We start from the raw sequence: 18675 nt of genomic DNA, 5'->3' as shown, positions 1-18675 counted from the left end.
TTCATGAGTACGAGGAGTCATCGCGCATGTCCCAGTACGACACCGAGCAGTTCCCTGTCCGCGTCCTCGGCGGCCCCACCGCCCTCTTCGAGTACGGCGGCCTGCGCTTCCTGACCGACCCGACCTTCGACAGCCCCGGCGACTACCCGAGACCGGTCGGCCCCATGCTGACCAAGACGGCCCCCGCCGCGGCGACGCCCGCCGACCTCGGCCCCGTCGACGTGGTCCTGCTCTCGCACGACGAGCACGCCGACAACCTCGACACCTCCGGCCGGGCCCTGCTCGCCGACGTCCCGCTCACGCTCACCACGCCCGGCGGCGGAGAGCGCCTCGGTGCGCAGGCGACCGGCCTGGCCGACTGGGAGAGCGTCGAACTGAAGCGCCCCGGCGGCGGCAGCATCACCGTGACCGGGGTCCCCGCCATTCACGGGCCCGGTCCGCGCGAGGCGGTCGAGCCGATCACCGGCCAGGTCGTCGGCTTCGTCCTCACCGGAGACGGGCTGCCCACCGTCTACGTCAGCGGCGACAACGCCTCGCTCGACGCGGTCAAGGAGATCGCCGAGAGGTTCGCCCCGGTGGACACGGCCGTCCTCTTCGCCGGAGCCCCCCGCTTCCCCGTCCTCTTCGACGGTGAACCCCTCGTCCTGGACAGCGCCCAGGCCGCCGAGGCCGCCCGCATCCTCGCCGCCCGCCGCGTCGTCCCGGTCCACCACGACAGCTGGGCCCACTTCACCGAGGGCCGCGAGGCCCTCGAAGCCGCCTTCGCCGCCGCGGGCCTGACCGACCGCCTGGACCGGGACTGGCTCCAGGGCGCCTGACCTGAGGCCACACCCAGGGCTCCAGGTCAGGACGACATGATGAAGTCCAGGGCATATCCGGAGGCGGTCGTCCAGTAGGTGACCCGGGCACCGTCGTCGAAGGCCGCCACGCCGGGCAGACCGACCTCGACCGGCTCGCCGGGGGTGCCGTCCAGCTCCGCTCCCTGCAACCGCAGGGTGACGGTCCTGGTCTCGTACGTATCCATGCCGCCGCCGTTGACGAGCAGCGCGGCATGCGCCTCCTCGCCCGGAGCGAGGGTGATCAGCTCCTCCGGGTCGCTGTCCTCGATCACCTTCACAGGCTCCTTGGCGTGGGCGCCGACCCGGACCTGTGGGTAGTGGTGGACGGTGCACTTCCTGTCACCGGCGTTGGTGAGCGTGAGCAGGAGGTGTCGGGTCTCCTCACCCGCCGCGTCCTCGCTCGACGCGGCGAACGACACCTCGGACCCCGCACAGGCGGCGACGGCACCGCTGTCGCCGCCCTGCGAGGGCGATGCCGTCTCGCTCGGCGTGGCCGCGGCAGTCGTGGCCGCGGCCGTCGTGCGCGGTCGGTCCGACGACGGCCGCCGGGAGCCGTCCGCCTTGCCGGCGGACTGCGGTTCGCACGCGGTGGCCGCGAGCACCGCGGCGACCACGGTGGCCGCCAGGGCAAATGCCCTGCGCCTCTTGGGACTTGTCGTGGTCTCGTGACGAGTGCGGACAGGAGCATGCATGGCTTTCCCCCGTGGTCTGCCGTGGGCGGTGCTCGTGTTGTGCGACGACAAGCCGAGTGTGCCGCACCCCTTCACCGCCGGCGGCAACCCCCCTCGATGTGTTACCGACCCCGTACAGGGAAGCGGCGGCTCCGCGAGAAAGCCCCGGCCGGGCTCACTTCTTGCGGGCGGTCACCAGGGCGAAGGACAGGTACGCGCCGCCGTCCTCCGTGAGCATGTCGATCACCGGCTGGTCGGCACCCGGGCCCTCCGGCCGCTGCTCGGCGCAGGCCCGTGTCCACAGCAGCCAGTCGCGCCAGGCGTCCTGCTGGAGACGGGCGGACGTGACCTCTACGAGCTCGGTGATCTCCCACTGGAAGCGCCACCACTGCGGCGTGTGCCAGGCGAGGGCCTCCCAGCCGACGACGCGCTTGATGTGGGCCGGTATCGCGCCGAGTTCGCGGACCTCGCGGGTCATGCCGGGCGTGGCGATGCCCAACTGGCCGCCGGGACGCAGGAATCGCACCAGATACGGCAGGTAGCCGTCAGCCGTGCCGAAGTACTCGAAGGCGTCGATGCTCACGATCGCGTCGAAGCTCTCCGGCTCGAAGGGCAGCACGTGCGCCTCCGCCCGCACGGCCGTCACCCGGTCGGCGACCCCCGCCTCCGCGAAGACGGCGGCCGCGTCCTCCGCGGGGATCCACCAGTCCGCGGCGACGACCTTCACACCGTACTCACGGGCCAGGAACACCGACGTGGCGCCCTTCCCGGAGCCGAGGTCGAGGACCCGCATCCCGGGGCGCAGATCGAGGTCCCGGGCCAGGTCCTCCAGGAGCCACAGCGGGTGGGGCCCCATGTCGAGGCCGACGAGCCATGCCGGGTCGTAGCGCGACGCACGCGGGTAGCGGTCCGGCCGTACGAGATCGTTCAAGGCGGTCACGGGCACGCACTCAAGCCGACCTCACGCAGCGGCACAAGTGTTTTACGGTCGGCCCCCGTTGCCGGGCACGCCGTCCGCTCCACTTCGACGCCGCCGTGCACGACCGTACGGGCGGGGAGGCCCGGTACCGATGAGCGTGCGCCGGCATGAATGAACCGGACGCCGCCTGCCTACTCGGAGGGCATGGCTCGGTCCAACGACGAGGTCGCGGAGCTGTTCCGGGAGTACGCGGACCTCATCTCGATCACCGGCGGAGAGGCGTACAAGGCGCGCGTCTACGAGAAGGCCGCCCGCGCGATCGGCGGCTACCACGCCGACGTGTCCACGCTCGATCCCAAGGGGCTGCGGGAGATCCCAGGCGTCGGCAAGTCGATCGCGGACAAGGTCACCGAGTACTTCACCACCGGCAGCGTGTCCGCGGTCGAGAAGCTACGCGCGAAGATCCCCGCGGGCGTACGACGCCTGACGGCCATCCCCACCCTCGGCCCGAAGAAGGCACTCGCCCTCTACGAGACCCTGGGCGTCTCCTCGGTCGAGGAGCTGGTGGACGCGATCCACGCCGAGAAACTGCGCGACCTCAAGGGCTTCGGGCCCAGGACCGAGGAGAACATCCTCCACGGCGTCGAACTCCTGAGGTCCTCCGGCGACCGCGTGCTGCTCGACGTGGCCATGGACCTCGCCGACGACATCGTCGGGGAACTGTCCGGCGTGACCGGCTGCCGCCGCTGCACCTACGCCGGGTCGCTGCGTCGCATGCGGGAGACGATCGGCGACATCGACGTCCTCGTGGCGGCGGAGAAGCCGGGACCGCTGATGGAGGCCTTCACACGGCTGCCGTACGTCAGTGAGGTCGTCGCACACGGGCAGGCGAAGACGTCGGTACGCACGGTGAAGGGGCTCTCCGTCGATCTGCGGGTCGTACCGCCGGACTCCTGGGGTGCGGCGCTGCAGTACTTCACCGGCGCGAAGGCCCACAACATCCGCACCCGGGAGCTGGCCGTGCACCAAGGGCTGAAGCTGTCCGAGTACGGCCTGTTCGACGCCGAGAGCGGGGAGAAGATCGCCTCGGAGACCGAGGAGGAGGTCTACGCCCGGCTCGGCCTGCCCTGGATCCCGCCCGCCCTGCGCGAGGACCGCGGGGAGATCGAGGCCGGGCTGCGCGACGAGCTGCCCGACCTGGTGACGGAGGCGGACCTGCGCGGCGACCTGCACACGCACACCGACCTGACCGACGGGCTCGCGCCGCTGGAGGAGATGGTGCGGGCGGCCGCCGAGCGGGGCTACGCCTACTACGCCGTCACCGACCACGGGCCCGACCTGTACATGCAGCAGATGACCCGGGAGCGGATGCTCGCCCAGCGCGAGCAGGTGCGCGAGCTCGACGGCACGTACCGCAAGCAGGGCGGGCGGCGCGGCCTGCGGCTGCTGCACGGCGTTGAGCTGAACATCGACCCGCAGGGCGGCGTGGACTGGCCCGAGGAGTTCCTGGCCGGCTTCGACCTGTGCGTGGCCTCGGTGCACTCGCACTTCAACCAGAGCCGCGACGAGCAGACCCGGCGGATCGTACGGGCCTGCGAGAACCCGTACGTGAACATCATCGGCCACCCCACCACCCGCATCCTCGGCAGGCGACCCGGCATCGACGCCGACCTCGACGCGGTCTTCGCCGCCTGCGCGCGCACCGGTACGGCCCTGGAGATCAACGCCCACCCCGACCGGCTCGACCTGCGCGACGAGGACATCCTGCGGGCCCGGCGGCACGGGGTGAGGTTCGCCGTCGACAGCGACGCCCACTCCGTCCTCCACCTGGCCAACATGCGCTACGGCGTGGGCACGGCGCAGCGCGGCTGGCTCACCGCGGACGACGTGATCAACACCTGGCCGGAGACCCGCCTGCGGCGCTTCCTGCACAAGGCAGGACGTCGTACGGCATGACGAGCACGGAGTGGACCCCGCGTCAGGCGTCCGCACAATGGGATGCGTGGCCCGTGTTCCGATCGCTCGTCATCTGCTCCGCGCCAAGGATCTCGCCGACGCCCGCTACTGCGAGGACCTCACCGTCGCCGACATGGCCGCGGCCGCCGCGCTGTCGCCGGCCCATTTCAGCCGCTGCTTCAAGGCCGCGTTCGGCGAGTCACCGCACCAGTACCTGCTGACCCGCCGCCTGGAACGGGCCGCCGCCCTGCTGGTGTCGACCGACTGGACGGTGGCCGCGGTCGGCGTGGCCGTCGGCGCGCGGAGCATCGGATCGTTCACGACGAGCTTCCGCAGGATGTACGGCACCACCCCGCAGGCCTACCGGGCGGCACACCCGCCCGCCGCACGGCATGTGCGCATCCCGCGCTGTGTGGCGATGGCGTACGGTCGGCCGCGGAACCGCACGTTTCGAGAAGACACCGGGTCACCGGCTGCCTAGCGTCGACTCCAGGCAGTCGACCGAGGAGCAGCCATGACAACGATCAAGATCGCCAACGCGCAGTTCTGGGTGCACGACCAGGACGAGGCGCTCGACTTCTACACCCGGAAACTCGGCTGGGAGGTGAGGGCGGACGTGACCATGGAGGCGTGGAACTTCCGGTGGCTGTGCGTCGCCCCGCCCGGCGGGGACGGCCCGGCGCTCGTGCTGATGCCGGTGCCCAAGGAGCCGATGCTGGACGAGACGAGCAGCGCCCAGCTGTCGGACCTGGTCGCCAAGGGCGCGGGCGGCACGCTGTTCCTGGAGACCGACGACTGCAAGGCCGCGTACGACGAACTGTCCGCCCGGGGCGTCGAGTTCAACGACCCGCCGACGGTGCAGCCGTACGGCATCGACACATCGTTCCGCGACCCCTCGGGCAACAACATCCGCCTCACCCAGGTGCTGGAGTTCGACCCGGAACGGCACTGACCTCCTCGGGGGGCTCCGCGTCTCGGTGGAGGCCTAGGAACGGATGAGCCGCATCGACGGCTACCTTGTTCGACGTGGCGGCGACATGAAACGACATTGAGAGGCAAGGCACAGCACGATGAGGGGCAGCGACACCGAGGTGCTCGACGACCCGGTGAGCCGGTCACTCCGCGGGCACCACGCACATCTCGCCCGTCGGCTCGGCGGCGCCGCCCGCTATGTGCCGGACGTGGCGACCTTCTGCGCGGTGTCGGCCGACCCGGACGCGGGGGAGTGGGCCGACCTCGCCCGGCTGCTGGGGCCGGGCGAGCTCGCGGACCTGTTCAGCTCTCCGGCGGTGCCGCCGTCGGACTGGGAGCCGGTGTTCCTTCTCGACGGCCGTCAGATGATCTGGTCCGGCAGCGCTGGGGACGACCTTCCGGGGACGGAGCCCGGCACCGACCTGGTCGAACTGGGGCCGGACAGCGTTCCGGAGATGCTCGACCTGGTCGCGCGCACCCGGCCGGGCCCCTTCCAGCCGCGCACCCACGAACTCGGCACCTACCTCGGCGTGCGCGAGCACGGCACGTTGGTCGCGATGGCCGGCGAACGGCTGCGGCCTCCCGGCTGGACGGAGATCAGCGCCGTCTGCACCGCTCCGGAAGCTCGCGGGCGGGGCCACGCCGCCCGCCTGGTCGGCGCGCTCGCCGCACGCATCCTGGCCCGCGACGAGCGCCCCTTCCTGCACGTGGCCGAGGCGAACACCGCCGCGATCGCCCTCTACGAGCGGCTCGGCTTCAGCACACGCACGCGGGTGACCTTCCGGGGGTTCCGCACTCCCTGACGGGGGCCGGCGCCGCATCGCCCACCACGACTTCACCCTCCTCGGCCTCCTCACGGTCCTCAGCGAGGCCCAGCGAAACGGTTGGCTCGCGACCCACGCGTCGGCCTAGGGTCGGATCATGACGTACGCCATGACACCCCGGCCGGTGCCCCAGTGAGCGGCTGGTGGGGCTATCTGGAGGAGCGCACCCGCGAAGCGGTCGACGCCGATGTGCTGCGTGATCGTCGGATCTCGGCGGTCAGGTGGGTGTGGGAGGAGCTGCGGCTGCTGGGGGTGGGGCTGCAGGAGGCGGAGGGGGTGGTTCAGGCGCGGTACGAGGCTCTCGGTGACCAGGTGCGGCGCACGCCGCCCGATCCGCTGGACCTCCCCTCGCTTGTGGCCCGCGTCGCAGCTCTGCCGGGCCGGGTGGCCGCGGTGGAGGCGGTGTGGGACGGCGACACCGTCCACGACTGGTTCGTTGTGTTGATCGCGGTCCTGGACGGCCCCGAGGGCGAAGGTCACTTGGCCACCGTGTACCGCAGCTCCCACGGCCGCCCGGCTGGCCCTGCTGCCGCCGAGGCGGGCCGGGCGCTGGCCGACCACCTCGGCGTACCGTTCCACTTCGCCTCCCCGGACGTCCCTGACGACGACGCCCCGCGCTGGCGGGCCCTCAGGACTGGGGTCGGCCCCACCCCGAGTCGGGGGCCGGCCCCACAGACCGGCCGCTCGCCGGGACGTTAGCCGCCTCCGCCTCGCACCGCCCGGTGCCCTCGTCGTCGCCGTGGCGAACACGACCAGCGCCGCACACTCGCCCCAGGCGCTCGCCGCCTCCTTCGACGGAGGATGGTGAGGCTTGACGGTTCGTCACCGTAGTGGTCGCGCGAGCTCACGCAGCTGCCCCGCACGAAGGCGCCGGGCAATGCCGCGAAGCGCTCTGCGGACGACTCGCGTCGGCTGCTTCCGCTGCGCGGCGGTCACGTCCAGGCTGAGATTGCCGTACGCGGTGCAGTACGGCTTGATCGTGCGGTCCCTGGTGGTGGCGACCTGGGGCGGGGCCACGCCCTCGGCCTTGCGGGCGCCGAACCGGCGTCGGGTGGAGAGGCCCTGGGTGCGGACGTCGAGGTACACGTCCCAGACGCCCGGGGTCAGTGAGCCGCCGTTCTCCGCGCGGGTGAAGTCGATCTCGGCGATGAAGCCGCCTTCGCGATCGGCCGACGGCACGGCGCGGGTGGGGACGCGCACCTCGCGGCCGTCGTCGCGCAGCCGCAGCACCAGCTCGGTGGCCGATTCCCGGGTCGGCACCCCCTCGATGTACCCGTGGCCGCCCAGCCGGAGCACCGTGCGGCGCCGGGCCTGCCGCCACTCCAGGGCGTCCAGCCGGTCCTCCTGGTGCAGCTCGTCGGTGATGTCGTAGCAGGAGTCGGGGATCGCGGTGGTCCGGTTGCGGAAGTACGGGTAGGCCGCGTACGCGCGCCCTCCGTCGACGACGACCGCGTGGCGGCGTCCGTCCTTGCTCCGCTCCTGCTTCAGGAACTCGATGACGTCGAGGAGTTCGCGGCGCAGCCCGTGCCGTGCGCAGTGGGCGAAGATGCGGTGCGGTGCGGTCATCCGGGCGTCGAGCTGCGGGGTGTAGAACCGCTCGATCTCCTGGCGGGCGATCGCCATGGCGGCGAGCTGCTCGTCCTCCGTGAGCTGCGGGAAGCGCCAGGAGAAGGAGTCCAGCAGGCCGCCCCGGAAGGTCCGCAGCAGCGCGGCGTCGCGTACGGGGCCGGGTTCGCTGTGGGCGCCGATCGCGGCCATGATTCGCCGGGCGGTCTCGAAGCGCCTGGTGACGTCGGCGGAGCCGCAACTGCTGCTGATGTTGCCGTTGTCGTCCCGCCTGACCTTGAAGTAGCAGTCGACGTCGGCCACCACGGAGACGGCCGAGGCCTGGAGGTAGGCCTGGGTGACGAAGAGCCGGTCCTCGCCGATGCGGATGTCCTCCTCGAAGCGCAGCCCGCGCTCCAGGAGGAAGGAGCGGCGGAACAGCTTGTGCGGTGTCAACAGGTTCCAGACACGGGAGGTGGCGAGGTCGACGACGTCCTGGTCGGACGCGAACATGGAGTGGGGCACGTCGCAGCCGACGCCCACGTACTTGCCCAGCACCACGTCGGAGCCGTTGCGCTCGGCCATGTCGACCATGCGGCGCATGGCGTGGGGACCGAGGTGGTCGTCGGCGTCGAGGAAGAAGACGTAGCGCCCCCGGGCCAGGCCGATCCCGACATTGCGCGGAGCGCTGGGACCGCCCGAGTTGGGCTGGTGGACGACCCGCACGAAGCCGGGGTGCTCGGAGGCGAAGCTGTCCAGCTCCTTGCCGGTGCCGTCGGTCGAGCCGTCGTCCACGGCCACGCACTCGAGGGTGTACGGCCCCAGCGCCTGCTCGGCGACCGACTCCAGACAGCGGGTCAGATACGGCATGGCGTTGTAGGCGCCGATGACGACGGTGACGGTTGGCTCCGACACGAGCTCCCCTAGGCGTGCGGCACGGTCGCGGCGGCCAGCAGAGGGTGCGTCCGGGCCGGGCACGCCTCACCGGTGGCCGAGACGTCAGGCCTCCGCTTCTGACCGAGATGCCACAGTTCTACTACTCTTTGTGTCGATATGCCCGCTTACGGTGCTGCATGTCGGGAGGGAGCTCGGTCGACTGCGCCGGTGCCGGTCGGGAGTTCCGTCCCCTACGACCACCACGGCTTGCGAGGCCTGCGGACGACCAGACTCTCCACCGCGTACGACAACTCGCTCACCTCGTCATCGGGCGAGGGGTGGTAACGCCCCGCGGACACCGAGAGGTTGACGATCAGAAAGGCCCGCCAGTCCCGCCCCACACCACGGCCGTCGGCGAACACCTCCCTGCCGTTGAGCCGCCAGACCACGTCACGGCGGCCGAACGTCACGTCCAGGTCGATGACACCGCCCGGCCTGACGGCGTCGTCGTGGACGTAACTCACGCCTCCCCGGACGTGGTTGGTGAACTCCAGCAGATCGGGGTTGTCCGGGTGGTACTCGAAGACATCGACCTCGTTGCCGCCGTCCCGCCAGGTCCAGATCGCCGGCCAGGCACCCACCTCGACGGGCAGCCGCACCCGGGCCTCCAACTCGTCCCCGGTGCGCACCATGAAACCGTCGGCGCTCTCCTCGGTGGTCAGCAGGCCCGTGTCCCACAGGCCGTCGGAACGGAGTGTGGCGCGGAAGGTGCCGTTGCGGGAGTAGGCGGGATCCGCCGTGAGATGGTCGAGCTTGTTGTCACCCGGGTTGGTGGGCCCGCCGTCCGGATACGCCCAGGAACGCCCCGCGACCCACTGACGCTCGGAGGTGAAATCGGCGGTGAAGACGACCTCGCTCATGCCCGGGCTCCCTCCGCCACCTGCACGGCTTCCTTGCCCAAGTCATCTCCCGCACGGCGCCGACCATGCGGGGGAGCGGAGCGGGAGCCCCCGGTTTCACCCGGACGAGTGAGGGGACGGCGGCCTGGCGCCTACGACGCGTCCGGCGTGGTGATGACGGCGCCGTTCTCGTCCAGGGTGTGGGTGTACCAGAAGACGTCCCACTTGTCGCCGACGTGCCGGTGCATCTTGTCCTGCGGGTAGCGCGCATAGCCCGTGGGCGGCTGCTCGTCGTCGGGGACGCAGTCCGAACCGCTGTCGTTGACCGCGAGGACGGGGTAGTGGCCGGCCATGCAGAGGTCCTCCTGGTACTCCAGCGCGGAGCACCCGGTGAGGGCCGCGACCGCGGCCGCGCCGGCCAGGGCGACGCCGGCCGTGCGCAGGCCGCGGGGCGGGAGGGCGGTGAGGGCGCGGCGGATGCCGAGAGGCGTGGACACGATCGTTCTCCTGTCGTTCGGTCTGTCCACGACTCTCGCAGCCGAAGATCACCGCAGCCTGAGTGCGCGTACTCAGTACGCCTCTGCGCCGGTGCTCAACATCCCCGCGAGCGCCGGCCGAGTGTCAGCCCGCGGGGGCGCTGATCTCCCGCTTGAGGATCTTGCCGCTCGGGCCGGTCGGCAGCTTGTCCACGAGCCATACTTCGCGCGGGTACTTGTACGCAGCCACCCGCTCCTTGACGAACTCGCGCAGCTCGTCGGGGGTGGCCTGCGCGCCGGGCCGCAGGACGACCGCGGCGGCGATCTCCTCGCCCAGGTGCGGATGCGCCACGCCCACGACGGCGGCCAGGCCCACGGCCGGGTGCTCGTGCAGGACCTCCTCGATCTCGCGCGGATACACGTTGTAGCCACCGCGGATGATCATGTCCTTCTTGCGGTCGACGATGTACAGGTAGCCGTCCTCGTCGCGCCGTGCGAGGTCGCCGGAGCGCAGCCAGCCGTCCTGGATCGTGGCCGCGGTCTCCTCCGGCCGGTTCCAGTAGCCCTTCATCACGTTCGGCCCGCGCACCGCCAGCTCGCCGATCTCCCCGGGCGCCACGTCCTTGCCCTGCTCGTCCAGCAGCCGCACCTCGACGTCCTTGATCGGCGTGCCGATGGAGCCCGCCTTGCGAGGCCGGTCGGGGTGGTTGAAGGTGACCACCGGGCTGGTCTCGGACATCCCGAATCCTTCGAGGACCGCACAGCCGAAGCGCTGCTCGAAGCCGTGCAGGATCTCCACCGGCAGGGACGCCCCGCCGGAGATGCACATCCGCAGCGTCGACACGTCCGCCTCGGACGGGTGCTGCAGCAGCGCCGCGTACATGGTGGGGACACCCTCGAAGACGGTGGCCCGGTCCCGCTCGATCGCCTCCAGCACGGTCTGCGGGTCGAAGCGGGGGATCAGGGTCAGCGAGGCGCCGCTGCTCAGGGCCACGCTCATCGTGCAGATCTGGCCGAAGATGTGGAACAGCGGCAGACAGCCCACCACCACGTCCTCAGGCGTCATCTCCTGCACATAGGTCATGTTGACCTCGGTGTTGTGCCGCAGCCCCGCATGGGTGAGGGCGGCGCCCTTGGGCCGGCCGGTGGTGCCGGAGGTGTACAGCAGCACGGCCACGTCATCGCCCGCTGTCGCCGCCACCTCGGTCAGCGGCTCGTGCCCGGCCAGCATCCCGGCGAAGGCCTCGGGCTCGACCGCGATATGCCGCACCCCGGCGTCCGCCGCGCCCTGGGCGCCCTCACCCGGAGCCTGATGCCACTCCCACAGCAGCGCCGCCCCCGAGTCGGTCAGGTGGTACGCCGTCTCGCGCGCCTTCAGCAGCGGGTTCAGCGGTACGACGATCCCGCCGGCGCGCAGTACGCCGTAGTAGAGGACGACGAACTGGGGGACGTTCGGCAGCATCAGCGCCACCCGGTCGCCGGGCCGCACGCCCTCGGCCCGCAGCAGCGCCGCCGCCCGGGCACTGGCCTCGTCCAGCTCGGCGTACGAGATGACCTGGCCGCCGAAGCGCAGTGCGGGCCGCTCGGGCTGCCGCCCCGCCGTCGCCACCAGAAACTCCGCCAGATTGCCCATCGTCCGCCTCCACCAAGGGGTCGTAGAAAACCAAGGGTGTCGTCGACAACCAAGCGTGTCGTCGAAATGCGCAGTTAACGTCGACGACATGGTGCTGTCGTCCCCGCCGCCCGCCTATGGGTGGCCGGACAGCGTCTTCCGGCCGTGATTGTTCCCGGGCACAAAGAGGGGGCATTACGCTGGGGCGATGGACCTTTCCGGAGTGGCCTCGGCGCTGCACGCGCGTCTGCCCCAACTGGGGGACCGGATCGCGCAGCGCATCCGCGCGGACGTCGAGGCGTACCGGGACGAGTCGCTGATCCCCTACGAGTCCCTGCGCCGCTCCTGCACGGCCAACGCCGACCTGGTGCTGAGCCACTTCAGCCGCACGGACGCCGCGGACCCCAGCCCGGCCCGCGACACCGGCCGGATCCGCGCCGAACAGGGCATGCCGCTCGCCGACACCCTGCACGCCTACCGGGTCGGCTTCGAGCTGCTGTGGACGGAGATCGTCGAGGAGTCACGCACCCATCCCGAGGTCACCGACGCCCAGTTGGTGTCCCGGTCGGCGGACGTATGGGCGCTGTTCGGCCGCTACGCCGAGGCGGTCGCGGCGGCCCACCGGGAGACCTCGGCGGAGCTGGCCCTGCAGCGCGAGGCGCGGCGCTCGGCCCTGGTGGAGGCCCTGTTCACCGGTGTCATCGCCGACCGCACCACGCTGTGGGAGGCCGCCCGCGAGCTCGGTCTGCCCGAGCAGGGCCCCTACGCGGTCGCCGTCGCGGCGGCCACCGCACCCGGCGCGGAACCCCTGACCGGCATCGAGAGCGCCCTGCGCGAGGCCCAACTGCCCTCCGCCTGGCGGCTGCTGCCCGACCAGCAGATCGGCATGGTCGCCCTGACGGCGCCGAACGCGGAGGAGACCTGTGTCCGCATTCTGCGCCGGGCCCGCGCCCGCGTCGGCCTCAGCCCCGGCTTCGCCTCGCTGCGGGACACCCCGCAGGCCCTGCGCTTCGCCCGCCTGGCACTGGCCGGACTGCCGGGCTCCGGGCCCGGCGTCGCACGGTTCGACGACAACCCCCTGGCCATGCTGGTCGCCGCCGCACCGGCCGAGGCGGCCCATCTGGTGGAGACCGTACTGAAACCCGTGCTGGACCTGCCGGTCGTGGATCGGGCCCGGCTCCTGGAGACCCTGGAGCACTGGTTCGCCGCCGCGGGCTCCGCCGCCGAGGCCGCCGGGACCCTCTTCGTCCACCCCAACACCGTCCGCTACCGCCTGCGCCGCGTCGAGGAACTGACCGGCCGCTCCCTGACCGACCCGCGCGCGGTGGCGGAGCTCGGCGCCGCGCTGGCGGCGGTGCGCAGTTCAGGCGTGGGGTGAGCCGCCCGCAATCATGCGGGGTCCAGAGCGCAGGTGTCCTGCTGCGCGACGCCGTCGAACCCGATCAGCCGTACGGTGCTCCGGCCGGTGGAGTCCTGGCTGTAGGCGATCGTGCAGACCAGCTGGCGCAGCGCCGTGCGGTCCAGGGCGCCCAGCGCGATCGGCACGCGAGCCGTGACCTGCCCGCCCGTCGCGACCTCGACCTGCGCCATGCCGCCGCGGCGGGGCCGGGGCAGCGAGGTGGTGAGCCCGGCTGCCCGGTCCTCCTCCCTCGGGCCGGCCAGCAACGCCATGATCAGCTTGTCCGTCGGCACAGGGCGGTCCTCCCCGCTGCTGTAGACATCGCCCTTCGTACCCGACTCGTCGTAGTCGGGACCGATCATGATCGCGGACTCGTTCACCAGCATCACGGGATTCAGCCCGCCGTCGGGGGACCGGAAGAACAGCAGCCTGTCGCGGCCGCCGAAGGCCTCGACCGTGGCGGGACTGCCCGCCCCGATCACCTCGGTCTCCTGGATGCCGCAGCCGCCGAGCAGCAGCGCACCCGCCACGACAGCGACCGCACCCGCCCCCCGGAACGTGCGCGCATGCCTCATCCGCCGGCCCCCTCCGCGTGCAGCGGTATCTCGACGGTGAAGACGGCGCCACCGCCGGGCAGGTTCCCCGCGCGGATCGTTCCGCCGTGCAGCCGCACGTTCTCCAGGGTGATCGCCAGCCCCAGGCCGCTGCCCGCCGAGCGGGTGCGGGCCGCGTCGGCCTTGTAGAAGCGCTCGAAGATATGCGGCAGCACCTCGGCCCGGATGCCGGGCCCGCTGTCCATGACCTCGGTGACCAGCACGGGCGGACCCGACGAGCGCGCCTCACCGCGCAGCCGCACCGTGACGGGTGCACCCCCGTGCCGCAGGGCGTTGCCGACGAGGTTGGCGACGACGACGTCGAAGCGGCGTGGGTCCAGCCGGGCCCGGATGCCGTCCGGCAGCTCGGTGCGGACCCGGCCGTCGGTCCAGTGGCGGTTCTGCAGCGTCTTGCGGATGGCCTCCGCCACGTCGACCTCGTCGGCGTTCAGCTCGGCGGCACGCGCGTCGAAGCGGGAGATCTCCATCAGGTCCTCGACGAGCACGGCGAGCTTGCCGGTCTCGCTGCTCACCAGCCGGACCGCCCGGGCGGTGTCGGCGTCCAGCCGGCCCGCCTCCTCGTCGAGGACCTCGGTGACGGCGAGCATCCCGGCGAGCGGAGTGCGCAGCTCGTGCGAGACGTCGGACGCGAACCGGCGGGCCCGCGCCTCCGCCTCGCGCAGCTCGCGTACGGAACGCTCCAGTTGGCCGGCGGACTCGTTGAAGGTGTGGGCCAGGTCGGCGAGTTCGTCGCTGCCCCGCACCGGGATGCGGGTGTCGAGCCGGCCGCTGCCCATGCTCTGCGCGGCCCGGCGCAGTTCGCGCACCGGACGCAGCACGCTGCGCGCGGCGAGCAGGCCGGGGATCAGCGCGATGGCGAGCCCCGGCAGGGCACCGTCCCGGGCGGCCGTCAGCAGCGCGTCGACGTTGATCTGCTCGTCGGTCATCCGCATGACGGCGTAGATGATGAGACCACTGGGCAGCACGCCCTCGGCCCCCGTCTTGAAGACGGTGGGCATGGCGATGGTCAGATACGGCACACCGTCCTTGACGACCCGCTCGAAGCTGCCGCCGGGGTCCGCCCTTGCGGCGCGGCGCAGTTCGGGCGTGATGACGGTGGAGACGCGGTTCTCACCGGAGGAGGCGCGCACCGAGCCGTACTCCGCGAACACCACCCACGGATGCGGCTTGCCCTTGCGGGCGATGTCCTGAAGGACCAGCTCAAGGCCCTCCTCCTGCACGGGCAGCGTCCAGCCGGTCTGCTGGACCTGGTCCCGGAACGAGGAGACCGCGGTGTCCTGGGCGGTCTTCAGCAGCGCGTTGCGGGCCTCGCGGTAGGTCAGCGCGGCCGTGGTGCCCGCGCTGACGGCGGCGACCAGCAGGAAGGCGAGCACCAGCCGGGTGCGCAGCCCGAACGCCCGCGCCCGGCGCTCGGGACGGCTCACAGCGGCCCGAAGCGGTAGCCGAAGCCCCGCAGCGTCTGGACGTAACGGGGGCTGCCCGCCTCGTCCTCGATCTTGCCGCGCAGCCGTGCGACGCACGCGTCGACCAGCCGTGCGTCGGCGTGGTAGCTGTGCTCCCACACATGCTCCAGCAACTGCTGCCTGCTGAACACCTGCTCCGGGGCGGCGGACAGATGCAGCAGCAGCTTCAGCTCGGACGGCGCGAGCGCCAGCCGGTGCCCGCCCTTGGTGACGCTCAACCCCGCCCGGTCGATGGCGAGTTCGCCGTACACCTCGACGGCAGGCCGGTCCGTGCCTGCGGGGTCGATACGCCGCAGCACCGCGCAGATCCGCGCCTCGATCACCTCGGTGCGCGCGGGCTTGACGATGTAGTCGTCCGCCCCTGCCTCCAGACCGATGACCACGTCGAAGTCGTCCCCGCGCGCGGTGAGCATGATGATCGGCAACTGGCTGTGCTCACGGACCCGCCGGCAGACCTGTACGCCGTTCATCCCGGGCAGCATCAGGTCCAGCAGCAGCAGATCCGGACGGAATTCGGCCAGCGCGGCGAGGCCGGCCTCCCCGGTCGCGGCCACCCGGACCTCGTGGCCGCGGCGGCGCAGACCGAGCTCGACCCCTTCCCGTACGGAAGGGTCGTCCTCGATGAGGAGCACGCGGGGCATCAGCGGTTCTCCCTGGGGGGTGAGGGGGTGCGGGTGACTCGCCGATGTAGACCGGAGATCAGCGCGTTCAGTTCCCTGAGCCGCAGCGGACGGGCGAGCAGGGCGAAGACGGACACGACGACGACCGCACCGGCGGCCGCGGCGGCCAGGGCGCCGGCACCCGCGGCTCCCAGCGCCGCCAGATACCCGAGCACGGTGGCGGGTACGGCGGCGGCCAGCAGCCGTACGTGAGCGCCGGCGGCGGCCGATCGCAGCGGACGGGTGACGGCGAGACGACGGCTCAGCACCCGGGCGGTCACCGCCCAGCCCGCGCACAGCGCCAGCGAGTACGCCCCCGCCATGCCCGTCACCGCCCAGCGGGCGGGCAGCAGTTGGGCCGCGGCCATGGACAGGCCCGCGTTGAGCGCGACGATCACGAGGTTGAGCAGGAACGGCGTACGCGTGTCGGAGAGCGCGTAGAAGGTGCGCGACAGCACGTACTGGCCGGACATCGCGATCAGTCCGGGCGCGAACGCCATCAGGATGCCGGCCATGGCCGCCGTGTCGCCCGCGCTGGTCCTGCCGTGTCCGAAGACAAGAGCCATCAGCGGCTGGGCGAGCGCGAACAGCAGACAGGCGGCGGGTACGACGGCGGACGCCGAGGCGCGCAGGGCGTGGGAGACGTCGCGGCGCAGGGCGGCGGTGTCCCCGTCGGCGGCGGCCGCGCTCATCCTGGGCAGCAGCGCGGTCACCAGGGACACGGTGATGATGCCGTGCGGCACGGCCCACAGCACATAGGCGTTGTTGTACGCCCCGTAGCCGGGGCCCCCGTCGAGGCCCGCGGTCGTGGCCAGCCGGGTGGTGACCCAGTAGGCGGCCTGGTTCGCCAGCACCAGCAGCACCAGCCAGCCCGCCGACCGCAGCGGGCGGGTCAGTCCGCTGCCGCGCCAGTCGAAGCGGGGCCGCCAGCGGAACCGGGCCGCGCGCAGCGCCGGGACGAGGGCGAGGGCCTGGACGGCTATGCCGGCTGTCGTCCCCCACCCCAGCACGGCGGTCTCGGTCGCGGTGAGCGTGTCCCCGCCGCCCATGGCCAGGGCCAGATAGACGCCGAACACACTCACGACGACGAGGTTGTTGAGGACCGGCGCCCACATCATCGCTCCGAACCGGCCGCGCGCGTTGAGCACCTGCCCCAGCAGCGTGAACAGCCCGAGGAAGAAGATCTGCGGCAGGCAGTACCGGGTGAACGCGGTGGTCATGGCCGCCTGTTCACCGATGTAGTCGGTGTACACGTCGACGATCGCCGGGGCCGCCCACACCGCGACCGCGGTGAGCGCCAGCAGCGCGACGACACAGACGGTGACGAGCCGGTCGGTGTACGCGGCGCCGCCGTCGGCGTGCTCCTTGGCCGCCTTGACCAGCTCGGGCACGAACACGGCGTTCAACGCGCCGCCGAGCAGCAGCATGTAGACGATGGTGGGCAGCGCGTTGCCCACCGCGTACCCGTCGGGGACCGGCCCGATGGTGCCCAGCGCCGCCGCCACCACGGCGGACCGTACGAAACCGGTGCCCCGGGAGACGATCGAGCCGGCGGCCATGACGGCGCTGCTGCGCGCCGCGGAGGCGGGCTTCTCAGGGACCTGCTCGCCGGCCGGGGCGGCTGTCGTCGCCCTCATCGGCGGTTCAGGTACGCCTGGAAGGCGCGGTACAGCGTCTGGTTGGCGGTGCCGCCCAAGGGTCTCTCCCATTCCCCCAACGTCTCGACGACCTGTCCGCCGGTGCCGAGCTTCCACCGCAGCAGTCCGTACGCACGTTCGTCCGGGTCGAGAGTGGAGGGTACCCCGCGCATGTCGTAGACGTCGGCGCCGAGGGCGTGGGCGTCCAGCAGCATCCGCCACTGCAGGGCGTTGGAGGGCCGCACCTCGCGGCGGTGGTCGGCCGAGGCGCCCGTCTGGTACCAGACCCGCCGCCCCACCGCGATCATCGTGTGGGCCGCGAGGATCTCCCCGCCGTGCCGGGCCAGGTACAGCCTCATCCGGCCCGGCTCCTCGGTGTTGAGCGCCGCGAACTGACGCTCGTAGTACGCGAGCGAGCGGCCGAGCCGGAAGCCGTCACGCCGCTCGGTGATGCCCAGCAGCCGGTAGAACTCGGGGAGTTCGGCGGCGCTGCCCACCACCACCTCCACGCCCTCCTTCTGGGCACGGCGGACATTGCGCCGCCACTCCTGGTTGAGCCCCGACCACAACTGCTCGGTGGTACGGCCGGCGAGCGGCACCCGGAAGACATGGCGCGGCTGGGCGTCCCCGTCGTCCCCGCTCCCGTCCCCTCCGCAACGCCGCCAGCCCCGGGCCCGCAGCCGCTCGGCGACGGCCGTACCCAGAGGGTCGACCTCACTGGCCAGCACGTCGCCCAGCCGACGGCCCGGCCCGGTCAGCGGCTTGAGCAGCGCGGCGTCCCAGCGCCGGTAGGCGGGGGAGGGGCCGATCCGGACGGCGAACGCGCCCGTGCGGCGCAGATGGTCCAGCAGGGGCGTGAGCCAGCCGTCCATGTCCGGGTCCGTCCAGTCGGCGACGGGACCCTCGGGAAGGTAGGCGAAGTACCTACGGGTGCCGGGGAACTGCCGCAGCAGCACCAGAGCCACGCCCGTCAGGTCACCGGCCTCCGGATCGGGCCCCCAGCCGAGGAGTTGGGCACGCCAGCCCTCCTTGACCTCGGCCCACGACGGGCACTGCAGAAAGCCGGCGCCGAGCGCCGCGCCGGCGGGGGAGGCGAGGAAGGCGCGGTAGGTCTCGGTGCTGATGGTCCCCAGGGTGAGGGACCCGTTGCGTGCGGGCGGTACGAGCAGTGCTGACACGGACTGAGCCTCTCCTTCTCCCCGGGGCTGTCGCGGGGACGCAGAGGATGCTCACAGCGGCCCATGACCGCTCCGTCCGGCGAATGTGACGGGACCATGACCGTTCCTCACCAGTCGCCGTCACATCGGCCCGCAG

Annotated in this window: 18 protein-coding genes; 7 read left to right on the top strand and 11 right to left on the bottom strand. The window is 72.0% G+C overall.

The genetic code is table 11. From position 1 onward, the window contains the following. The first annotated feature begins 26 nt into the window (after positions 1-26). Complete coding sequence (locus ACIQ6Y_RS34915) at positions 27-818, top strand: MBL fold metallo-hydrolase (protein WP_404045552.1); 792 nt, start codon at positions 27-29, stop codon at positions 816-818. Between the two features lie 26 nt (positions 819-844). Here ACIQ6Y_RS34915 and ACIQ6Y_RS34910 read toward each other — a convergent pair whose 3' ends face one another. Both ACIQ6Y_RS34910 and ACIQ6Y_RS34905 read right to left on the bottom strand, forming a co-directional pair. After that, the gene (locus tag ACIQ6Y_RS34910; RefSeq protein WP_404045549.1) at positions 845-1453 is read right to left on the bottom strand and encodes a DUF4232 domain-containing protein; all 609 of its coding nucleotides are present in this window, start codon (positions 1451-1453) and stop codon (positions 845-847) included. Positions 1454-1685: 232 nt separating this feature from the next. Then, the gene (locus ACIQ6Y_RS34905; protein ID WP_404045546.1) at positions 1686-2450 is read right to left on the bottom strand and encodes an SAM-dependent methyltransferase; all 765 of its coding nucleotides are present in this window, start codon (positions 2448-2450) and stop codon (positions 1686-1688) included. A 183-nt stretch (positions 2451-2633) separates the two neighbouring features. On the opposite strand from ACIQ6Y_RS34905, the gene polX reads away from it, so the two are divergent. From polX to ACIQ6Y_RS34880, 5 genes are all read left to right on the top strand, one after another. Beyond that, complete coding sequence (polX, locus tag ACIQ6Y_RS34900) at positions 2634-4385, top strand: DNA polymerase/3'-5' exonuclease PolX (RefSeq protein WP_404045543.1); 1752 nt, start codon at positions 2634-2636, stop codon at positions 4383-4385. Positions 4386-4422: 37 nt separating this feature from the next. Beyond that, the gene (locus tag ACIQ6Y_RS34895; protein WP_404045541.1) at positions 4423-4866 is read left to right on the top strand and encodes a helix-turn-helix transcriptional regulator; all 444 of its coding nucleotides are present in this window, start codon (positions 4423-4425) and stop codon (positions 4864-4866) included. 33 nt (positions 4867-4899) lie between these two features. Then, the gene (locus tag ACIQ6Y_RS34890) at positions 4900-5337 is read left to right on the top strand and encodes a VOC family protein (protein ID WP_404045538.1); all 438 of its coding nucleotides are present in this window, start codon (positions 4900-4902) and stop codon (positions 5335-5337) included. Between the two features lie 118 nt (positions 5338-5455). After that, positions 5456-6160: a GNAT family N-acetyltransferase gene (locus tag ACIQ6Y_RS34885; RefSeq protein WP_404045535.1), complete on the top strand. Its 705-nt coding sequence runs from the start codon at positions 5456-5458 to the stop codon at positions 6158-6160. Positions 6161-6313: 153 nt separating this feature from the next. Further along, positions 6314-6880: a hypothetical protein gene (locus ACIQ6Y_RS34880; protein ID WP_404045532.1), complete on the top strand. Its 567-nt coding sequence runs from the start codon at positions 6314-6316 to the stop codon at positions 6878-6880. A 123-nt stretch (positions 6881-7003) separates the two neighbouring features. On the opposite strand, the gene ACIQ6Y_RS34875 is transcribed toward ACIQ6Y_RS34880, so the two are convergent. The 4 genes from ACIQ6Y_RS34875 to ACIQ6Y_RS34860 form a co-directional block, all read right to left on the bottom strand. Continuing rightward, complete coding sequence (locus tag ACIQ6Y_RS34875; RefSeq protein ID WP_404045531.1) at positions 7004-8641, bottom strand: glycosyltransferase family 2 protein; 1638 nt, start codon at positions 8639-8641, stop codon at positions 7004-7006. Between the two features lie 212 nt (positions 8642-8853). Next, entirely contained in the window at positions 8854-9522 is a 669-nt protein-coding gene (locus tag ACIQ6Y_RS34870; protein ID WP_404045528.1) for a beta-glucanase, read from the bottom strand. 131 nt (positions 9523-9653) lie between these two features. Then, positions 9654-9998: an SCO0607 family lipoprotein gene (locus ACIQ6Y_RS34865; protein ID WP_404045526.1), complete on the bottom strand. Its 345-nt coding sequence runs from the start codon at positions 9996-9998 to the stop codon at positions 9654-9656. Between the two features lie 124 nt (positions 9999-10122). Next, complete coding sequence (locus tag ACIQ6Y_RS34860; protein WP_404045523.1) at positions 10123-11610, bottom strand: long-chain fatty acid--CoA ligase; 1488 nt, start codon at positions 11608-11610, stop codon at positions 10123-10125. Between the two features lie 187 nt (positions 11611-11797). Between ACIQ6Y_RS34860 and ACIQ6Y_RS34855 the strand changes: the two genes are divergently transcribed. After that, positions 11798-12967, top strand: coding sequence for a PucR family transcriptional regulator (locus ACIQ6Y_RS34855; protein WP_404045520.1), 1170 nt, complete (start codon positions 11798-11800; stop codon positions 12965-12967). 11 nt (positions 12968-12978) lie between these two features. Here the strand turns inward: ACIQ6Y_RS34855 and ACIQ6Y_RS34850 are convergent, their stop codons facing one another. From ACIQ6Y_RS34850 to ACIQ6Y_RS34830, 5 genes are read right to left on the bottom strand one after another with little or no spacing between them, the layout of a single operon-like run. After that, positions 12979-13563 (bottom strand): hypothetical protein, encoded by a 585-nt coding sequence (locus ACIQ6Y_RS34850; RefSeq protein WP_404045517.1) that lies wholly within the window; start codon positions 13561-13563, stop codon positions 12979-12981. Beyond that, complete coding sequence (locus ACIQ6Y_RS34845; RefSeq protein ID WP_404045515.1) at positions 13560-15122, bottom strand: ATP-binding protein; 1563 nt, start codon at positions 15120-15122, stop codon at positions 13560-13562. Before ACIQ6Y_RS34845 ends, ACIQ6Y_RS34850 begins: the two co-directional genes overlap by 4 nt. Further along, positions 15023-15706, bottom strand: a complete 684-nt coding sequence (locus ACIQ6Y_RS34840) for a response regulator (protein ID WP_404045512.1) — start codon at positions 15704-15706, stop codon at positions 15023-15025. Before ACIQ6Y_RS34840 ends, ACIQ6Y_RS34845 begins: the two co-directional genes overlap by 100 nt. Then, a complete protein-coding gene (gene murJ, locus ACIQ6Y_RS34835; protein WP_404045509.1) occupies positions 15706-17361 on the bottom strand; it encodes a murein biosynthesis integral membrane protein MurJ in 1656 nt (551 codons plus the stop codon). Before murJ ends, ACIQ6Y_RS34840 begins: the two co-directional genes overlap by 1 nt. Further along, on the bottom strand, positions 17358-18539 hold the full coding sequence (locus ACIQ6Y_RS34830) for a lipid II:glycine glycyltransferase FemX (protein WP_404045507.1): 1182 nt from the start codon (positions 18537-18539) through the stop codon (positions 17358-17360). The genes murJ and ACIQ6Y_RS34830 overlap by 4 nt, the downstream gene beginning before the upstream one ends. Positions 18540-18675: the final 136 nt, after the last annotated feature.

The organism is Streptomyces sp. NPDC096205, from assembly GCF_044763135.1.
In the GTDB taxonomy this organism is placed as follows: domain Bacteria; phylum Actinomycetota; class Actinomycetes; order Streptomycetales; family Streptomycetaceae; genus Streptomyces.
This window is presented reverse-complemented; position numbering and strand designations above follow the sequence as displayed.

Coding starts and splice junctions, on each gene's coding strand:
- ACIQ6Y_RS34860 (WP_404045523.1), bottom strand. CDS start 11,610: ATGGGCAATCTGGCGGAGTTTCTGGTGGCGACGGCGGGGCGGCAGCCC.
- ACIQ6Y_RS34840 (WP_404045512.1), bottom strand. CDS start 15,706: ATGCCCCGCGTGCTCCTCATCGAGGACGACCCTTCCGTACGGGAAGGG.
- ACIQ6Y_RS34890 (WP_404045538.1), top strand. CDS start 4,900: ATGACAACGATCAAGATCGCCAACGCGCAGTTCTGGGTGCACGACCAG.
- ACIQ6Y_RS34885 (WP_404045535.1), top strand. CDS start 5,456: ATGAGGGGCAGCGACACCGAGGTGCTCGACGACCCGGTGAGCCGGTCA.
- ACIQ6Y_RS34895 (WP_404045541.1), top strand. CDS start 4,423: ATGGGATGCGTGGCCCGTGTTCCGATCGCTCGTCATCTGCTCCGCGCC.
- ACIQ6Y_RS34855 (WP_404045520.1), top strand. CDS start 11,798: ATGGACCTTTCCGGAGTGGCCTCGGCGCTGCACGCGCGTCTGCCCCAA.
- ACIQ6Y_RS34915 (WP_404045552.1), top strand. CDS start 27: ATGTCCCAGTACGACACCGAGCAGTTCCCTGTCCGCGTCCTCGGCGGC.
- polX (WP_404045543.1), top strand. CDS start 2,634: ATGGCTCGGTCCAACGACGAGGTCGCGGAGCTGTTCCGGGAGTACGCG.
- ACIQ6Y_RS34870 (WP_404045528.1), bottom strand. CDS start 9,522: ATGAGCGAGGTCGTCTTCACCGCCGATTTCACCTCCGAGCGTCAGTGG.
- murJ (WP_404045509.1), bottom strand. CDS start 17,361: ATGAGGGCGACGACAGCCGCCCCGGCCGGCGAGCAGGTCCCTGAGAAG.
- ACIQ6Y_RS34850 (WP_404045517.1), bottom strand. CDS start 13,563: ATGAGGCATGCGCGCACGTTCCGGGGGGCGGGTGCGGTCGCTGTCGTG.